The organism is Eggerthella lenta DSM 2243 (assembly GCF_000024265.1).
Classification (GTDB): Bacteria; Actinomycetota; Coriobacteriia; order Coriobacteriales; family Eggerthellaceae; genus Eggerthella; species Eggerthella lenta.
Window position 1 is genome coordinate 2,034,448 of sequence record NC_013204.1, and the last position, 16,471, is coordinate 2,050,918.

Below are 16,471 nucleotides of genomic sequence, written 5' to 3' on the forward strand. Positions count from 1 at the left end.
CTACCCCACCAGCTCGTCGGCGAGCGCCAGCGCACGGCCGATGATGACGTCCATGTTGTAGTAGCGGTACTCGGCCAGACGGCCCAGCGGATGGAAGTTCGGAAGCGACGTGGTGAGCGCGCGGTAGCGCTCGTAGTGCGCGGCGTTCTCGTCGTTGATGATGGCGTAGTACGGGATCTGCTTCTTCGGATCGTCGTAGGAGTGGCTGTACTCCTTCATGATGGTGGTCTTGTCGCTTACCTGGCCGGTGAGGTACTTGAACTCGGTGATGCGCGTGTAATCCTCGGTCACCGTGAAGTTCACCGTTCCGCAAGGCAGCACGTGCTCGACGTCGTGCGTCTCGTACACGAAATCGAGGCTGCGGTACGGCAGTCGGCCGAAACGCGACAGGAACAGCTCGTCGAGCGGCCCGGTGTAGACGATGGGCCCCTCGAACGGCGCGCCCTTGATGAGAATGGCGGACAGAGGCGCGTTCTCGTCGTTGCTCTCGAACTCCAGTTCGAACACGTTCTCGGCTTCGGTTTCCAGGCACACCATGATGCGCTCGTGGTCGAGCATGCGCTCGAACAGCGGGGTGTAGCCCTCGAGCGGCATGCCCTGGTAGGCGTCTTGGAAGTAGCGGTTGTCGCGCGACAGGAACACGGGCACGCGCGCCGTCACCGACGGATCCACCTCCTCCGGCGTGAGCCCCCACTGCTTCTGCGTGTAGTAGAGGAACACGTTCTTGTAGATGAAGTCCGCCACCTCGGTGAGATCGGGGTCGTCGACGCTCCGCAGCTCGGTGATGGTCACCTTGCGCTCGTCGCCGAACGTGGCGATGAGCTTCTCGATGAGCTGCGAGGCGCGCTCCTCGCCGAAGGCGATCTCCATCGAGTTCTTGTTGAACGGCACCGGCATGTACGTGCCGTACCAGTCGGCCAGCACCTCGTGCTGGTAGTCGCGCCACTCGGTGAAGCGGCGGACGTAGTCGAACGCGCGCTTGTCGTTGGTGTGGAAGATGTGCGGCCCATAGCGGTGCACGAGGATGCCCGCCTCGCCGGCCTCGTCGTACATGTTGCCGGCGATATGGGGCTTCTTCTCGATCACGAGAACACGCTTGCCGCCGCGCTCTGCCAGCTCGCGCGCCATGACGCTGCCGGCGAACCCGCTGCCCACCACCACGGCGTCGAAATCGCCTCGATCGATGTCATGCAAATCGCAGTAACGCACACCCATGGGGAACCTTCCTTGTCCGTATTGACCCGCACGAACCGCGCGGTCGCGATATCCTAGAAATAAAGCGCGGTATTTGCCGCGCCATAGATGCCGAACGCTATTTTACCGGGAAGGCTCCGGGTTGCGTGGATTATCATACAAAGCGGATAAAATGGAAGCGAGCGACGACCCGCCGCTGCAGCATGCGAAGAGGGCGTCGCGCGAATCGAAAGGCCTGCCATGAGTTCATTCCTGGAAACGATGCTCGCCCGCGCCAAAGCGGATCGCCAGACGATCGTGCTGCCCGAAGGCGACGACGAGCGCACCCTGGCGGCGGCCGAGCGCATCTTGGCCGACGACATCGCCGACCTCGTCATCCTCGGCGACGCCCACGCCATCGCGGCCAGCCCCTACAAGCTCAGCGGTGCGCGCATCATCGACCCGCGCACGTCCGAGCTGCGCGAAGGGTTCGCCGAGGCGCTCTACGAGCTGCGCAAGGCCAAGGGGATGACGCCCGAGCAGGCGATGGGCCTCATGGACGACGTGCTGTACTTCGGCGTGATGATGGTGAAGACCGGCGGCGCCGACGGCATGGTGGCCGGCGCATGCCATGCCACGGGCGACGTGCTGCGCCCCTGCCTGCAGATCCTCAAGACCGCGCCGGGCGTGAAGCTGGTCAGCTCGTTCTTCGTCATGGTGGTGCCCGACTGCGACCTGGGCCAAGAGGGGACGTTCCTGTTCTCGGACTGCGGCCTGGAAGTGCAGCCCGATGCCGAAAAGCTCGCGCACATCGCCGTGAACTCCGCGAAGTCGTGGAAGACGCTCATGGGCACCGAGCCCGCCGTGGCGCTGCTGTCGCATTCGACCTACGGCTCGGCCAAGAACGACGACGCGGCCAAAGTGGTCGAAGCAACGGCCATCGCGAAGGAGCTGGCGCCCGGTCTCGCGCTCGACGGCGAGCTGCAGCTGGACGCGGCCATCGTCGAGTCCGTGGGCTCCTCGAAGGCTCCCGACTCCCCCGTCGCAGGCAAGGCCAACGTGCTGATATTCCCCGACCTCGATGCCGGCAACATCGGCTACAAGCTGGTGCAGCGCCTGGCGAAGGCCGAAGCCTACGGTCCGATCACCCAAGGCATCGCCGCCCCCGTGAACGACCTTTCCCGCGGCTGCACCGCCGACGACATCGTCGGCGTCATCGCCATCACCTGCGTGCAGGCTCAAGCGAAGCAGGCGGAGTAAGGCGGACGCCGCCTGCTTGCCAAACGACGAGGCCCCCGCGTTGAACTGCGGGGGCCTCGTCGTTTACAGCTTCGTGCGTTTACACCAGCGGGACGTCCACTTTCTCATGGAGAATCTCGTAAGTGTCGCGAGCGATCATGTACTCCTCGTTCGTGGGGATGATGATGATCTTCACCGGAGAGCTCTCGGTGGATATCTCGCGCTCGAAGCCGCGTTGGCGGTTCTTCTCCTCGTCGAGGATCATGCCGAGAGGCTGCAAGCCCGCGAAGATCATGCGGCGCATCTTCTCGCAGTTCTCGCCGACGCCGGCCGTGAGCACGATGGCATCCACGCCGCCCATGACGGCGATGTACTGGCCGATATACTTCTTCACCGAGTTCGAGTACATGTCGTAGGCCAGCATGGCGCGCTCGTGACCCTGCTCGGAGGCATCCCTCACGCTGCGCAGGTCGTTCGAGATGCCGGATATGCCCAGAAGACCCGATTTCTTGTTCATGAGGTCGTTCATCTCGCCCGCAGTCAGGCCCTCGTGCTCCATCACGAACGGGACGATGGCCGGGTCGATGGCCCCGCAGCGCGTGCCCATCATAAGGCCGTCGAGCGGCGTGAGGCCCATGGAGGTGTCCACCGCCACACCATGGTCGATGGCCGATATCGAGCAACCGTTGCCCAGGTGGCACGTGATGAGCTTGAGGTCCTCGATCGGCTCGTCCAGCACGGCGGCCGCGCGCTCGGAGATGTAGCGGTGCGAGGTGCCGTGGGCGCCGTACTTGCGGATGGCGTACTTCTCGTACAGCTCGTAGGGCAAGGGGTACATGTAAGCCTTCGGCGGCAGCGTCTGGAAAAACGACGTATCGAACACGGCAACCATCGGCGTGCTCGGCATGTGCTTGAGGCACGCGTTGATGCCCATGAGCGCCGCCTTGTTGTGCAGAGGCGCGAGCTCCGCCAGCTCGTCGATCTTCTGGATGACGTCGTCGTCGATAAGCACCGAGCGATCGAAGTACTTGCCTCCCTGCACGATGCGATGGCCTACCGCATCGATTTCCTCGAGCGAGTCGATGGCCTTCGTCGGCCCGCTCGTCAGCGATTCGAGGACGAGCGCCATCGCATCGTCATGATCGGCCATCTTGGCATCGATGACCTCTTCGTTCTTATCGAGGCCGTGCTTATGGAACGCCTCGGCCGAACCTACCCGCTCGCAGATGCCCTTCGCAAGCAGCTCCTGCTGCTCCACGTTGACCAGCTGGTACTTCAAGGAAGATGACCCCGCATTGATGACTAGTACGTTCAACGACCTGCCTCCTTCGGTATTCCTAAAGCATATATTCTAAGGTGGCGGCGGAAAGCTCCGCGGGCAAACGGAGGCCTGTATCGGCCAGCGGCGCGCCGCTCACCGAAAACAAGCGTCGAGGCCGTCTGCCGGACAACGGCAAGACGACCTCGATCGAAGCGTATTCGCAGGTCAGAATATTACTTCGCCGAAGGATCGCCCGAGTTCATGGGAGCGCCGCCCAGCACGTGCACGTGGATATGATGCACGGACTGCTGCGCATCGTCGTTCGTGTTGACGATCACGCGGTAACCGCTCTCGGCGATGCCCTTGAGCTCGGCGATCTTCTTCACCGTGTTGAACAGATAACCCATCTCGTCGTCGGGGATGCCGTCTCCGATGTTGTCGTAGTGATTCTTCGGCACGATGAGGGTGTGCACGGGCATCTGCGGGTTCACGTCCTCGAACGCGAGCACGCGGTCGTCCTCGTACACCTTCGCCGAGGGGATCTCCCCCGCCACGATCTTGCAGAACAGGCAGTCTTCCTTGCGCATATCCTTCTCCTTCTCGAAAGCCGGTTTTCCCCGCTAGGACAAGCTGGTGTCGCGCGCACCGTCGTCGGCGTCGGCCACGAGCTCGCCCATGAGCACGTCCACTTTCTGCTGAGCCTCAGCCAGACGGCCTTGCAGCGCCGCGAGCAGGGCCACGCCGCGCTCGTAGCTTCTCAGGCTGTCTTCCAGCTCCAGCGAATTGCTTTCCAGCACTCCGACGATGCCGTCCAGCTCGGCCATGGCCTCGCGAAACGTCAGCTCCTCGATGGGCCTGAGTTCGGTGTTCTCCGTCATGATGCATCCTCCCAATCGATGATTTCGGTGTCCACGCGCCTGGCTTGCTCCACCCGGCAGGCGAGCACGCCGTCCGCGACGGCGACGTCCACGGCCGTGCCAGGCGGCGCGGCCTCCACGCTCTTGACCACGGCGCCGTCTTCCGTGCGCGCGATGGCGTAGCCGCGCCCCAGCACGGCAAGCGGCGACAGGTCGTGCAGACGCGCGGCGGCAAGCGCCGCCTGTTGCCCGAAGCGCGGCACGAGAGCGCCGCCGCACGACGCCAGGCGCTCGCGCTCGTGCTCGAGACGCGTGCGGCTGCGATCGAGGCTGGCTGGCAACGCGCAGGCCAAGCGCTCGCGCTGGCGCGCGACCGAAGCCTCGTCGCGCGCCAGGTTCGCGGGCAGCGCCCGGAACAGACGATCGGAGGCCAGGTCGAGCATCTGAGCCTCGGTGGCGTACAGAAGCTGCGCGTCGCAGAACAGCGGACGCGTAGCGCAGCGCCGCACCTCGGCCCCGGCGCGGTCGAGCGCCCGGGACATGCTGGCGCGCAGCGACGACGAACGCGCCTCGAACAAGCGGCCGAGACTCTCGCGGGCGGGGCTTACGGCTTCGGCGGCGGCCGTGGGCGTAGAGGCGCGCAGGTCGGCCACCATGTCGGCGATGGACGTGTCGGGCTCGTGGCCGATGCCGGTGACCACCGGCACGGGGCACTTCGCGATCATGCGCGCCAGCCCCTCGTCGTTGAAGGGCATGAGATCCTCGAACGACCCGCCGCCGCGCACCACGAGCACCACCTCGGCCCCGGCGCGCACGACCGCGCGCATGCCCTCAACGATGCCGGCGGGCGCGTTCGAGCCCTCGACCGCCACGCCCGCGACGAGCACGCGAGCCAGCGGGAACCGGCGGCGCAGTGTGCGCAGCACGTCGTGAACGGCCGCGCCCCGCGGCGAGGTGACCAGTCCGACGAGCGCCGGATACGCAGGCACCGGCCGTTTGCGAGCCGGCGCCATAAGGCCCTCGGCTTCCAGCTTGCGCGCGAGGTTCGCCACCTGCATGCGCAGGTTACCCTCTCCGGCCAGCGCGATGGAAAACACGTCGAAATTCATGCGGCCCTTCGGTGCGTACAGCGTGAAACGCCCGGTCAGTTCCACGAGCTGGCCCACGGCCAACCGCACGCCGGACGCTTGGAAACGGTTGTTCCACATCATGCACGGCAACGCAGCGCGCTGGTCCTTCACGGTGAAGTACACGGCTTTGTAGCCGGGCTTGTTCGAGACCTCGGACACTTCGCCCACGAGCCTCACGGTCACGCCCTCGAGCGCTCCCTTCGCCAACGCCATCGCGCCCGACACCGACAGCGCATCCGGCGACCCCCCGCCCTCGGAGCGCGTCGCCGCGCGAGCCCGCTCGAGCGCGGCGCCGAGGCCGTCTTGGCGCGCCATCTCCCCGTACCCCATGGCTCGCCGCTAGTCCCGGCGCTGGCCGAGCAGCCACAGCAGCTGCAGGATGGAGGTGAGGGCGGCCGCCACGTAGGTGAGGGCGCAGGCGCGCAGCACGTTGAACGAGCCCGCCTGCTCGGCCTGGGGCAGGCCCGTCGTGTTCATGTAGGCCATCGCGCGCTGCGAGGCGTTGAACTCCACCGGCAACGTGACCAGCTGGAAGATGACCACCGCGGCGTACATGACGATGGCGGCCGTGGTGAGGCCGGCGATGTTCAGGAAGATGCCCATCATCAACAGGAAGATCCACGCGTTCGACGCCAGGTTCACCACAGGCACCAGCGCGCCGCGGATCTTCATGGGAGCGTAGCCTTGCGCGTACTGGCAGGCGTGGCCCACCTCGTGGCACGCCGTGGCCGTGGCCGTGATGGAGCGGCCGGCGTAGGCGTCGGGCGACAGCGTGACGGAGTTCGTCCGCGGGTCGAAGAAGTCCTGGCCGGGACCGCCGCGATGCACCTCGACGTCGCCGATGCCGTAATACATGAGCATGCGGCGCGCAGCCTCGGCGCCGGTGAGGCCCGTGGATATGGGCACGTGCGTGTATTTCTTAAGCTGGGAGTTCACGTACCAGGTTGCAAGGCCGCCGATGGCCAGCGTGACGACGATCAGCAGCAGGTATCCGTTGCTCAATCCGAACATGGGTGTAACACTCCTTCAGAAGGTTGCATGCGCGAACGCTCTCGTCCGCATCGTTTTCGTTCCCCGCTATTCTATAATGAAACAGATGATCGCCTCGAAACCGTCATGGATTCAGCGCGAAAGATTCGTAACTGACGGCGCCGAGACGCCGGAGGCGCTCAACTCCGATGCTCCACGCGCAGCTCGGAGCCGTCGATGCTGAGCGCGAGCCTGCCTTCCAGAAGCTCCAGCAGCTCCTCTCCCACGAGCGCACGACGCCAACCGCGCAGAAGATCGACGCCCTCGCGGTACCCGCGCGCGACGCGCGCCAGGTCGTCATGGCTGGCCAGCGTGGGGAACGCCACGCCGTTCTGCTTCGCGCGCAGCCGCACGAGCGCGCACATGAGATCCAGCTCCGCGTCGACGTTCGGCTCGTTCTTGCCGCAGCGATCAGGCTCTGGCCAGGTGTCGGGAGACGCGTCCAACGCGGACGCGATCAGCGACACCACGGTGCGCGCGTCCTTCGTGGAGAGGCGGTCGGACAGCCCGCGCACCATGAACAGGTCGTCGATGGAACGGGGCTCGCGCTTGCAGGCCTCCACGATCTGCTCGTCGGTGACCACCCACTTGCGGGGCACGTCGCGTCGCTGCGCTTCAAGCTCGCGCCAGGCCGCTACCTCGCGCGCGGCCGACAGCTGACGGCGCGACAGCTGGGACACGCGCTTGAGCCGCTTGTAGCGCTCGCGCTCGTTGGCGGCGTAGCGCGCCGGATCCGCCAAATCCTCGAAGTCGCGATCGAGCCATGACAGTCGTCCCAGCTCCACGAGCTGCGCCCGCATGCGCTCGTACATGCGCGGCAGATACACCACGTCGTCGGCCGCGTACTCCAACTGCGAATCGGACAGCGGACGACGCGACCAATCGGTGAACGAGTCGATTTTCTTCAACGTCACGCCGCACTCGGCATGCACGAGCGCCGCGTAGCCGATCTGCTGCGTATGGCCCAGGAGCGCGGCGGCCACCTGCGTGTCGAACAGGGGATGCGGCAGCACGCCCACCTCTCGCAGCAGGATCTCCAGATCCTGGTTGCCTGCATGGAACAGCTTCATGACGTTCTCGTTGCGCAGCACGGGCGCGAGCACCTTCAGATCGTCGACGGCGAACGGATCGACGATGGCCGTCTCATCGTCGGTCGCGAGCTGGATCAGGCATAGCTTCGCATAGTAGGTCTTCTCGCGCAGAAACTCCGTATCGATGGCCAGCACGCTGGAATGCATGGCGCGCTCCGCGAACGCCGCGAGGTTTTCTTGGTTTGCTATGTACACCCGGTGTTCCTTACCTTGTGTTTCTCGGTTCATGTTGTACCATGCCATCATAGCAAACGATCGGAAAGGGAACCGGTGAAACTGCTCGTCATCAACAACCTCTCCTCCGGCTTCGGCGAAGGAGCCGTGTACGACTTCGTACGCTCGTTCATGCAGGACGGCGACGAGGCGTGCTTGCGCTCGACGGACGGAACCACCGGAGTGAGCACCCTTCTGGACGACGCCGCGTCGTTCGACGCCGTCATCGCAAGCGGCGGTGACGGCACCGTGGCCACGGTCAGCTACATGCTCGCCGACTCGGGCATCCCCGTCCTGCCCTTCCCAGCCGGCACCGCGAACCTGCTTGCGCTCAACTTGGCCTCCCCCATGGAGCCCCACGCGCTGGCGAAGATGGTGCGCGAGGGCCGCACGCTCGACTTCGACCTCGGCGAGATCGAAGTCGAAGACCGCAAGTTCGGCTTCGGCATCATGGCGGGTGCGGGCTACGACGCGGCCATCATGCACGGCGCCGAAGCGGGCAAGCGCCTGTTCGGTCCCATGGCCTACCTATCGGCGGCCATCGCGAACCCCATGCCGCAGAAATCGCATTTCATCCTCGACCTCGATGGCGAGCGCCTGGAGAGCGACGGGCTTGGCATCTTGCTCGTGAATTTCTCGAAGATCCAGTTCGACATCACGGTAACGCACGACAACGAGCCGCGAGACGGCGAGTTCAACGTGGTGGTGCTCAAGGCGAAAACCGCCTTCGAGCTGATTCCGGCGGTGCTGGCCGGCCTCCTCGACCGCGGCGGCGACTTTCCCGACCGCACGGGCGCGCTGGAAATCCACCGGGCACGCACGGTGCGCGTGGAAGCCGACCCGCCCATGGAGGTGCAGTACGACGGCGAGGCGACGCGCCTCATGACCCCGTTCTCGGCGCGCATCCTGCCGCGCGCAGCGCGCTTCTTCGTGAGCGAGGAAGGCTACGACCTGTTCGCCGTCGAATAGGGAACTGTCCGACGAGGATCGCCTTCGTCCGACATCGACGAACAGGCGTCAAACCGAACGGAAAGGGGCCTGCAGGCCCCTTTCCGACAAGCGCTACTTCCCTTCCGGGACCTCGTAGGACGGATCTTCCGATGCGGGGACGTCTTCCACCTGCGCGCCGATCTCGAGCGGTTGGCCGAACGCAGCGTTCGCCGTGTCGGAAGTCGCCATCAGCTCCTTGAACGACGCGGCGTCCTCTCCCGCCATGGGCATCATGACGTACACGTTGTTTCCGATGATGACCGGCGTGATGCGCTCGGAACGAGCGTCCGAAACGCCGGACGCGTCCGCATCTTGCGGCCGGGCGTCCTCGCGCTTCATCTGCTCCATCATCTCGGCGCGCACGCTGTCGATCTGCGCGGCAGTCTCGTTCTTCCAACGATCCTTGCGCCACGCGAGGAAGTTGGCGTTGTAGCGCATCTGGATGAGCTCGAGCACGATGCAGAACACCATGGCGAAGTACACGATCAGCTTCTCGAGCGGCATATGCAGAAGCTCGATGCCGGTATGGAAGCCTGCGCTGTCGATGACCAGCAGGCCGCCGATGGCCACGATGAACGTGAGCGCGAGCATCTTCATCTCGGGGTGGCCGTTGATGAAGTTCGAGATGGGGTCGATGAAGATCATCATGAGGAACACGGCCAGCATGACGGCGATGATCATGATGATGAGGTGGTCGGCCATGCCCACGGCCGTGATGACCGAGTCGATGGAAAAGACGAGATCCATGACCATGATGGTGCCCACGGCCTGCGGCAGCGCGATACGGTGCAGCGCCTTGTGCTCCTCGCAGTGCTCGGCTTTGAGCTCGGTCAGCTTGAGCGTGTCGCGCAGCTCGGCGATACCCTTGTATATAAGGTAGCCGCCGCCGACGAGCAGCACGAGGTCGCGCACCGAGAATCCGTGCGCGTAAGGCCCGAGGTCGATGGTGAACAGCGGCGTGGTCATATGCACGAGGAACGACGCGAAACATAGGAAGATGATTCGCATGACCAGGGCGCCGGCCAGGCCGAGCTTACGGCCTATGTGCTGCTTGTCCTCGGGCAGGCGGTTCGTCGTGATCGATATGAACACCAGGTTGTCCACGCCGAGCACGATTTCCAGGAAGATGAGGCTGACCAGGCTGATCCATGCCTCGGGTGACGCGAAGATTGATAGGTCCACGGGTTGCAAGCTCCTTCTTCGAGTTCCTCGTCCGTTCCGCGCGGGGGACGTCCATAAAAAAAAGACTCATGGCGCGGCCGCATGAGAGCGAACCGCGCCATGAGTCTCGTTATTTAAGACACGCCAGGCCTTTCGGCCATGATGTTGATCGTGCCGCTTGCGCTTTCGAAACGCAAGCCAACTACTCCCCCACGGGCGTCTGGTATCCTACCACGACGCAGGAACTCCATAATGACCGAAACCGTAATTCAACACAACGCGTACATATCGCGTTGTCGCAGGCGCTTGCACGCGGGGCGCGGCGGGCAATGCTATAATGCGCAGAGCGCAACGTGGGTTGCGCGCCGATCATGCACATCGTCGCAGGAGACGCAATGCTATTCAAATCACGCAGAAACGAATACGCGGACACGGACGGCCCCGTGCGCTATCTGGATGACAGCGGCCTTCGTCGCCCGCTCGACATGCCGAGGCCGCAAATCGCCATCATGTTCGCCTTCGTCCTGGTCGCAGCCCTTATCGGCGGCTACCTGCTGTTCAACGTCCTAGACGCGGTGAGGGGCGGCACGGCTCGCGCGCAAGCCAGCGTCGAGGAGAACCTGTCGCGCGAGGTGTCCTACGACCTGCCGGCGCTCACATCCTACATCACGCTGAACGACGACGAGATCAAGCAGGCCGTCGCCGATGCAGGCCTTACCGTCATCGACAAGGGAGGCATGTCGGACGATCCGGAAGCCGCCCTCGAGCTGATCAAGCTTCCGTCCGACGTGAGCGAGCTCGACGCGGGACTGATGTACAACAAAGGCGTGTCCAAGCTTTCCGCAAGCGAGGCGGCCTTGCTGCTCAACGGTTCGTGGACGCTCGACGCCGACCGCAGCGACGGCACGTCCATGCGACTGCGCTACGCCGATTTCTCTTCGGGCAGCCTCGATGCCGCCATTGACGCCGCCATCGCCGCCGAGGGCTTCGATCCGGCCACCATCGCCGAGGACGGCATGGGCGTGGACGAAGTGGGCAACACGTTCAAGCAGGGCACGGTCGACGTCGACGGAACCGCGTACACATGGAAGGTCTCGGCTCTCCCTCTGTCCGAGATGTACGACATCTCGGGCCTGCCCGAAACCGCCGTGTACGTCGGCGTTCGCTTGAGCTCCTAGCCGCACGCTTCTATCCTCGCATTCGAGCATTCGCGCCCCGCATCGCTTTCGACGATGCGGGGCGCTTTGTTTCTCCACCTCAATATTATTCTTTTCTAAAAACAGTATAAAACCCTTGCCCCGCGTCGGGTTTATCCTCACGCGCCCTCGGATATACCCCGATAGGCATATGACCTGCTCGAGCGCATGATACGGAGCAAGGAAGAGGAGATTTCATGAAAGTATCGAGCGTCATAGCGGGTGCATCGGCAGCCTTGGTGGCATTCCAGGCGGCGCTCTACGCCTCCCATGGCGAAGCCGATCTGCTGCGGCCCCCCGGAGCGCATGGCGAGAAAGACTTCGCTTCGCGCTGCGTCAAGTGCGGGAAATGCATGGAGGCCTGCCCCTATATCGCTATCAAGCCGGCACGCGACGACGCAGGAGCCGCCGTGGGAACGCCGATGATCGATGCGCGCGCCCAGGCCTGCCGCCTATGCGAGGATTTTCCCTGCGTCGAGGCCTGTCCCACGAACGCGCTGCGCGACATCGAAACCCGCTCCGACGTGAAGATGGGCATCGCCGTCATCGACGAGGATCTATGCATCGCATTCCAGGGCATGCGCTGCGAAGTATGCTACCGCACCTGCCCTCTCATCGACGAAGCTATCGTCATCGACTACCGCCTGCGCGAAGGCGATGCCATCCACTCCGTGTTCGCCCCCGTCATCGACGAGGACAAGTGCGTGGGATGCGGCCTATGCGTGGAACGTTGCGTGGTCAGCGAGCCCCGCGTGGCCATCCGCATCGCAAGCGACGAGGAGCGGGCGGGCGGCATCGAGCCCTCGGCATGACGAGCTCGGCGCAGCTGCGCCGAGCTCCCCTGAACAAGCTGCCAAACCGTTGGAGGTTTAGGACATAGCAATGGGTAACGGGAGGAAAAGGAGGGATGTCATGGACATCTCAAGACGAGGATTCGTCAAGGCCACGGCAGTAGCGCTGGCGAGCGCGGCGGCGGCAGGCACCATGTCGTCGCTCGTGGGATGCGCAAGCGGCGAAGGCCAATCGACGACCGCCGCTTCGGGCGACGGACAGAAGTACACGTCGGTGTGCCGCTTCTGCGGCTGCGGTTGCGGCGTCATCTGCGAGGTCAAGGACAACAAGCTGATCAGCGTGACAGGCGACCCGGACAACGAGTCCAACAAGGGCCTCAACTGCGTCAAAGGCTACTACTTGGCGAAGATCATGTACGGCGACGACCGCCTGACCACGCCGATGATCCGCGAGGACAAGTCCACGAAGGGCACCGGCGAAGGTTTGCGCGAGGCGAGCTGGGACGAAGCTCTCGACCTCGTGTCCTCCAAGCTCAAAGAGACGTGGAAGAGCGACAAGTCGCGCCTGGCCTTCTGGCTGAGCGGCCAGCAGCCCATCACCGAAGGCTACGCCTGCGCCAAGTTCATCAAAGCCGGTCTTCTCTCGAACAACGTCGACCCGAACGCGCGCCTGTGCATGGCCAGCGCCGTGGTGGCGTTCATGAACGTGTTCCAAACCGACGAGCCCGCCGGATCATACAGCGACCTCGACGAAGCCGACGTGTTCGTCACCTGGGGCGCCAACATGGCCGAAGCGCACCCCATGCTATACTCGCGCCTGACGGCCCGCAAGCTCTCGGGCGAGGGCGTGAAGCACTACGACCTCGGCACCATCAGAACGCGCACGAGCGCGAGCGCCGACAAGACGATGATCTTCCATCCGAACACCGACCTCGCCATCGCGAACTGCATCGCGAACTACCTCGTGTCGGAGAAGAAGTACGACGAGGCCTTCGTGAATGACCACCTGCAGTTCAAGCAGGGCACCGAGGACATCGGCAACTCCTTCGAGGACGGCTACGACAAGAGCGAGATCGGCTCGAAGGTGGACGCGGTGAGCCCTATCACCTTCGAGGAGTACGCCGCACGCCTGGAACCCTACACCTTCGAGTACACCTCTCAGCTCTCCGGCGTGGCCGTCGAGGACCTCAAGGAGCTGGCCGAGGTGTTCGCGGACCCGAACAAGAAGGTCATGTCGCTGTGGACCATGGGCGTGAACCAGCACAACCGCGGCACGTGGATGAACCACTGCATCTACAACGTCCACCTGCTGTCCGGCAAGATCGCCCAGCCCGGCTGCGGCCCCTTCTCGCTGACCGGCCAGCCCACCGCCTGCGGCACCGCGCGCGAGGTGGGCACGTTCAGCCACCGCCTGCCGGCCGACCTCTTGGTGGCCAACGAGCAGCACCGCCGCTACACCGAGGCCATCTGGGACCTTCCGGAAGGCTACCTCGACGAGATCAAGGCCCCCGGCATGCACACGGTGAAGATGTTCCGCGAGCTTTCCAAGGGCAACATCGACTTCATGTGGTCCGCCCATAACAACTGGGCGCAGTCCATGCCGAACCTCACCCGTTTCCTTGGCGAAGGCGCTGACAACAAGGGCATCTTCGACACGTTCATCGTGGTCAACGAGGTGTACCCCACCCTGTCCACGCAGTACGCCGACGTCGTGTTCCCCGTGGCGCTGTGGGTGGAGCGAGAGGGGCAGTTCGGCAACGCCGAGCGCCGCACCGCCGTCTTCGAGAAGGCCGTGGACGCTCCGGGCGAGGCCAAGTGGGATCTCTGGACGTTCATGGAAGTGGCGCATCGCGTGCTCGACGGCGAGAAGATCGGCAGCGAGGATGCCTTCGACCACCTGTTCGGCTTCATCTACGACAAGAACGCCCGCGATTTCAAGAACGACGACCGCGAGACGAACCGCCTGCTGTGGGAGGAGTACCGCATCTTCTCTAACCCCGAGATGAACGACAAGGCCAAGGCTATCAACGACGATGCCGACGGCACGTTCGGCGCCAAGCTCAAAATGGAGGCAAAGCAGCTGGCCCCCTACGAGGAGTACCTCGCCAACCACGGCATGACGTGGCCGGTGCGCAACGTGAACGGCACCTGGAAGTCCACGAAGTGGCGCTTCGCCGAGGGCTCGCAGGACGAGGGCTTCGACGAGGTCGGCGTGAAGCAGTACGGCAAGCCCGGACAGGCCGGCGGCGTGAGCTTCTACAAGTCCGCCAACCTGAAGCCGTCCGTGGTGTTCCGCCCCTACGAGCCGCCCGCGCAGACCCCCAGCGACGAGTACCCGTTCTACTTCGTCACGGGTCGCTTGCTGGAGCACTGGCACACCGGCACGATGACCCGTCGCGTGCCCGAGCTCGACCGCGCGCTGCCCGAGGCGCTGCTGAACATGAACCCGGACGATTGCAAGAAGCTGGGCATCCAGGACGGAGACATGGTGAAGGTGAAGTCGACGTACGGCGAGTTCGACATCAAGGTGTCCACGGCGGGCCGCACCGAGCCCCCGGCCGGCGTGACGTTCGCTCCGTTCTTCGCCGAGGAGACCCTGGTGAACCTGGCGGTGCAGGACGTGTACTGCCCGCTGTCCAAGGAACCCGACTACAAGAAGACCTGCGTATCCATTACGAAGCTCTAAGGGGAAGACGATGAAGAAGCACATGATAACCGCCGCCCTCGTGGCCGTGATGGCGCTGGGCTTGGGCACGGTTGCAGGCTGCAGCCAGGAAGCCCCCAGGGAAGACGTGAACGCGAACGTGCCCGCCGGCGCCCCGCCTTTGATGCCGACGAGCCACGACGGGCGCTTCGAAAACCTCGGCGCGGCGGGCTGCTACGGCTGCCACGGCGCGAACGACCAGGCCAACCCCATGCTGGCCGACGCAACCGCCCTGCCCGCCGACCACTACGCGGGCGGCGACGCGGGTTCCCTGGAAATGGACCCGACGCACGAGCAGTGCATCACCTGCCACGCGCAGGCGTAAGAGATACGTGCCTACCCGGCGGACGGAGCGTCGCGCGTCCGCCCTCCCTCCTCGCCCCGCCCCCTCCTTCCAAGGGGGCGGGCCCTCGGAGGATAAGAAGAACGAACGTGAGGAACCCATCATGGTTATTTCGAGTTTGGTCGTGGAAACGATGCCCGATCGCACCGACGACGTGGCCCGGGAGCTGGCGCTGCGCGAAGGCGTCGAGGTGCACGAGACGAACGGGCACAAGATCGTCGTCACCATCGAGGCCGACACCGTAGACGACTCGCACGACATCGCGAGCGGCTTCATCGGCATCGAAGGCGTGACCGGCATCAACCTCGTGTACGCTAACTTCGAGGACGATCCCACGCTGGCCGAGGCCGGTACGCGATGAGCGAAGCTTCGGACACGCGGCGCGCGTTTCGCTGGTCCTGGCTGCGCCATGCCGTGCAGGCGGCGGCTCTCGTGCTGTTCGCCGCCCCGGTGCTTGCGGCCGGATGGAGCCTGTTCGGAACGTCCGTCGGCGGCGGCGACGCCGCGGCGACCCCCGCCCAGCTTCCCTTCTTCGGCAGCCTGTCCTCCTCATCCATCGGGGGCCTCGACATCCTCGACCCCTTCGGCGCTCTGCAGGTCATCGCCGCCTCCAAAACGTTCGAGCTCGATTGGCTGCTGGCCGCGCTGCCGGTGCTCATCGTGTACGGGCTGATCCGAGGCCGGGCGTTCTGCGGATGGGTGTGCCCGGTGAACCTGCTCCTCGAGATCGTGGACTTCGCTCGCCGCAAGCTGCGCATCGACGTGCGTGAGATGCCGGTGCCGCGCCATGCGAAGCTGTGGATAGCCCTTGCCGTGCTGGGCCTGTCAGCGCTGACCGGCGTGCCGGTGTTCGAGGCGTTCTCGCCCATAAGCGCCGTCAACAAGGGCATCCTCTTCGGTGCCGTGACAGGCGTTTGGGTGCTGCTGGCCATCGTGCTGACGGAACTGTTCTGGGGCCATCGCGTGTGGTGCCGCTCGCTGTGCCCGCTGGGCGGCTTCTACGAGGCGCTTGGCCGATTCGGCCAGGTAAACGTGAAGATCGATCCCGCAGCCTGCATTCACTGCGACGCGTGCAAGCATGCATGCCTGTCCGATCCCGCGATCCTCGAGCCAGCGCTCGACGGATGCGACGCGATCGTGCGGGCCGGCGACTGCATGGCCTGCGGTTCGTGCATCGACGCCTGCCCCACGCGCGCCCTGTCGTTCACCCTGGGACGCGCCTCCAAGCCGGCCGCCCCGAATGGCGAGGAATGATCCGGTGCGGCCTCTGGTGCATCGCGCGGCTTCGCGATG

16 protein-coding genes are annotated in these 16,471 nt (G+C 64.6%); 8 read left to right on the plus strand and 8 right to left on the minus strand.

The window, feature by feature from the left end; genetic code table 11:
- Positions 1-1,215, minus strand: coding sequence for a UDP-galactopyranose mutase (gene glf, locus ELEN_RS08635; RefSeq protein ID WP_015760746.1), 1,215 nt, complete (start codon positions 1,213-1,215; stop codon positions 1-3).
- Between the two features lie 219 nt (positions 1,216-1,434).
- On the opposite strand from glf, the gene pta reads away from it, so the two are divergent.
- Entirely contained in the window at positions 1,435-2,433 is a 999-nt protein-coding gene (gene pta / locus ELEN_RS08640) for a phosphate acetyltransferase (protein ID WP_009307146.1), read from the plus strand.
- 79 nt (positions 2,434-2,512) lie between these two features.
- On the opposite strand, the gene ELEN_RS08645 is transcribed toward pta, so the two are convergent.
- From ELEN_RS08645 to rnd, 6 genes are all read right to left on the minus strand, one after another.
- The gene (locus ELEN_RS08645) at positions 2,513-3,727 is read right to left on the minus strand and encodes an acetate/propionate family kinase (RefSeq protein ID WP_009307147.1); all 1,215 of its coding nucleotides are present in this window, start codon (positions 3,725-3,727) and stop codon (positions 2,513-2,515) included.
- Between the two features lie 179 nt (positions 3,728-3,906).
- The gene (locus ELEN_RS08650; protein WP_009307148.1) at positions 3,907-4,260 is read right to left on the minus strand and encodes a histidine triad nucleotide-binding protein; all 354 of its coding nucleotides are present in this window, start codon (positions 4,258-4,260) and stop codon (positions 3,907-3,909) included.
- Between the two features lie 33 nt (positions 4,261-4,293).
- Positions 4,294-4,551, minus strand: a complete 258-nt coding sequence (gene xseB, locus ELEN_RS08655; RefSeq protein WP_009307149.1) for an exodeoxyribonuclease VII small subunit — start codon at positions 4,549-4,551, stop codon at positions 4,294-4,296.
- Positions 4,548-5,990, minus strand: coding sequence for an exodeoxyribonuclease VII large subunit (gene xseA / locus ELEN_RS08660; RefSeq protein WP_015760747.1), 1,443 nt, complete (start codon positions 5,988-5,990; stop codon positions 4,548-4,550). The genes xseB and xseA overlap by 4 nt, the downstream gene beginning before the upstream one ends.
- Positions 5,991-5,999: 9 nt before the next feature.
- Positions 6,000-6,671 (minus strand): zinc metallopeptidase, encoded by a 672-nt coding sequence (locus ELEN_RS08665; RefSeq protein ID WP_009307151.1) that lies wholly within the window; start codon positions 6,669-6,671, stop codon positions 6,000-6,002.
- 158 nt (positions 6,672-6,829) lie between these two features.
- Complete coding sequence (gene rnd / locus ELEN_RS08670) at positions 6,830-7,975, minus strand: ribonuclease D (RefSeq protein ID WP_009307152.1); 1,146 nt, start codon at positions 7,973-7,975, stop codon at positions 6,830-6,832.
- A gap of 75 nt (positions 7,976-8,050) precedes the next feature.
- Between rnd and ELEN_RS08675 the strand changes: the two genes are divergently transcribed.
- Positions 8,051-8,962: a diacylglycerol/lipid kinase family protein gene (locus tag ELEN_RS08675; protein WP_015760748.1), complete on the plus strand. Its 912-nt coding sequence runs from the start codon at positions 8,051-8,053 to the stop codon at positions 8,960-8,962.
- Positions 8,963-9,055: 93 nt separating this feature from the next.
- On the opposite strand, the gene ELEN_RS08680 is transcribed toward ELEN_RS08675, so the two are convergent.
- Complete coding sequence (locus ELEN_RS08680) at positions 9,056-10,165, minus strand: TerC family protein (RefSeq protein WP_015760749.1); 1,110 nt, start codon at positions 10,163-10,165, stop codon at positions 9,056-9,058.
- A gap of 374 nt (positions 10,166-10,539) precedes the next feature.
- On the opposite strand from ELEN_RS08680, the gene ELEN_RS08685 reads away from it, so the two are divergent.
- The 6 genes from ELEN_RS08685 to ELEN_RS08710 all read left to right on the plus strand — a co-directional run bounded on the left by ELEN_RS08685 (position 10,540) and on the right by ELEN_RS08710 (position 16,432).
- Positions 10,540-11,322, plus strand: a complete 783-nt coding sequence (locus ELEN_RS08685) for a hypothetical protein (RefSeq protein WP_015760750.1) — start codon at positions 10,540-10,542, stop codon at positions 11,320-11,322.
- Between the two features lie 215 nt (positions 11,323-11,537).
- Positions 11,538-12,152: a 4Fe-4S dicluster domain-containing protein gene (locus ELEN_RS08690; protein ID WP_015760751.1), complete on the plus strand. Its 615-nt coding sequence runs from the start codon at positions 11,538-11,540 to the stop codon at positions 12,150-12,152.
- Positions 12,153-12,252: 100 nt separating this feature from the next.
- A complete protein-coding gene (locus ELEN_RS08695) occupies positions 12,253-14,817 on the plus strand; it encodes a molybdopterin-dependent oxidoreductase (protein ID WP_015760752.1) in 2,565 nt (854 codons plus the stop codon).
- 10 nt (positions 14,818-14,827) lie between these two features.
- Complete coding sequence (locus tag ELEN_RS08700) at positions 14,828-15,160, plus strand: hypothetical protein (RefSeq protein WP_009307158.1); 333 nt, start codon at positions 14,828-14,830, stop codon at positions 15,158-15,160.
- A 121-nt stretch (positions 15,161-15,281) separates the two neighbouring features.
- On the plus strand, positions 15,282-15,539 hold the full coding sequence (locus ELEN_RS08705; RefSeq protein ID WP_015760753.1) for a chaperone NapD: 258 nt from the start codon (positions 15,282-15,284) through the stop codon (positions 15,537-15,539).
- On the plus strand, positions 15,536-16,432 hold the full coding sequence (locus ELEN_RS08710) for a 4Fe-4S binding protein (RefSeq protein ID WP_015760754.1): 897 nt from the start codon (positions 15,536-15,538) through the stop codon (positions 16,430-16,432). The genes ELEN_RS08705 and ELEN_RS08710 overlap by 4 nt, the downstream gene beginning before the upstream one ends.
- Positions 16,433-16,471: the final 39 nt, after the last annotated feature.

Excerpts from the sequence above, each read along its gene's own strand:
- glf (WP_015760746.1), bottom strand. The coding sequence starts at position 1,215 with ATGGGTGTGCGTTACTGCGATTTGCATGACATCGATCGAGGCGATTTC.
- pta (WP_009307146.1), top strand. The coding sequence starts at position 1,435 with ATGAGTTCATTCCTGGAAACGATGCTCGCCCGCGCCAAAGCGGATCGC.
- ELEN_RS08650 (WP_009307148.1), bottom strand. The coding sequence starts at position 4,260 with ATGCGCAAGGAAGACTGCCTGTTCTGCAAGATCGTGGCGGGGGAGATC.
- xseB (WP_009307149.1), bottom strand. The coding sequence starts at position 4,551 with ATGACGGAGAACACCGAACTCAGGCCCATCGAGGAGCTGACGTTTCGC.
- xseA (WP_015760747.1), bottom strand. The coding sequence starts at position 5,990 with ATGGGGTACGGGGAGATGGCGCGCCAAGACGGCCTCGGCGCCGCGCTC.
- ELEN_RS08665 (WP_009307151.1), bottom strand. The coding sequence starts at position 6,671 with ATGTTCGGATTGAGCAACGGATACCTGCTGCTGATCGTCGTCACGCTG.
- ELEN_RS08685 (WP_015760750.1), top strand. The coding sequence starts at position 10,540 with ATGCTATTCAAATCACGCAGAAACGAATACGCGGACACGGACGGCCCC.
- ELEN_RS08690 (WP_015760751.1), top strand. The coding sequence starts at position 11,538 with ATGAAAGTATCGAGCGTCATAGCGGGTGCATCGGCAGCCTTGGTGGCA.
- ELEN_RS08695 (WP_015760752.1), top strand. The coding sequence starts at position 12,253 with ATGGACATCTCAAGACGAGGATTCGTCAAGGCCACGGCAGTAGCGCTG.
- ELEN_RS08700 (WP_009307158.1), top strand. The coding sequence starts at position 14,828 with ATGAAGAAGCACATGATAACCGCCGCCCTCGTGGCCGTGATGGCGCTG.
- ELEN_RS08705 (WP_015760753.1), top strand. The coding sequence starts at position 15,282 with ATGGTTATTTCGAGTTTGGTCGTGGAAACGATGCCCGATCGCACCGAC.
- ELEN_RS08710 (WP_015760754.1), top strand. The coding sequence starts at position 15,536 with ATGAGCGAAGCTTCGGACACGCGGCGCGCGTTTCGCTGGTCCTGGCTG.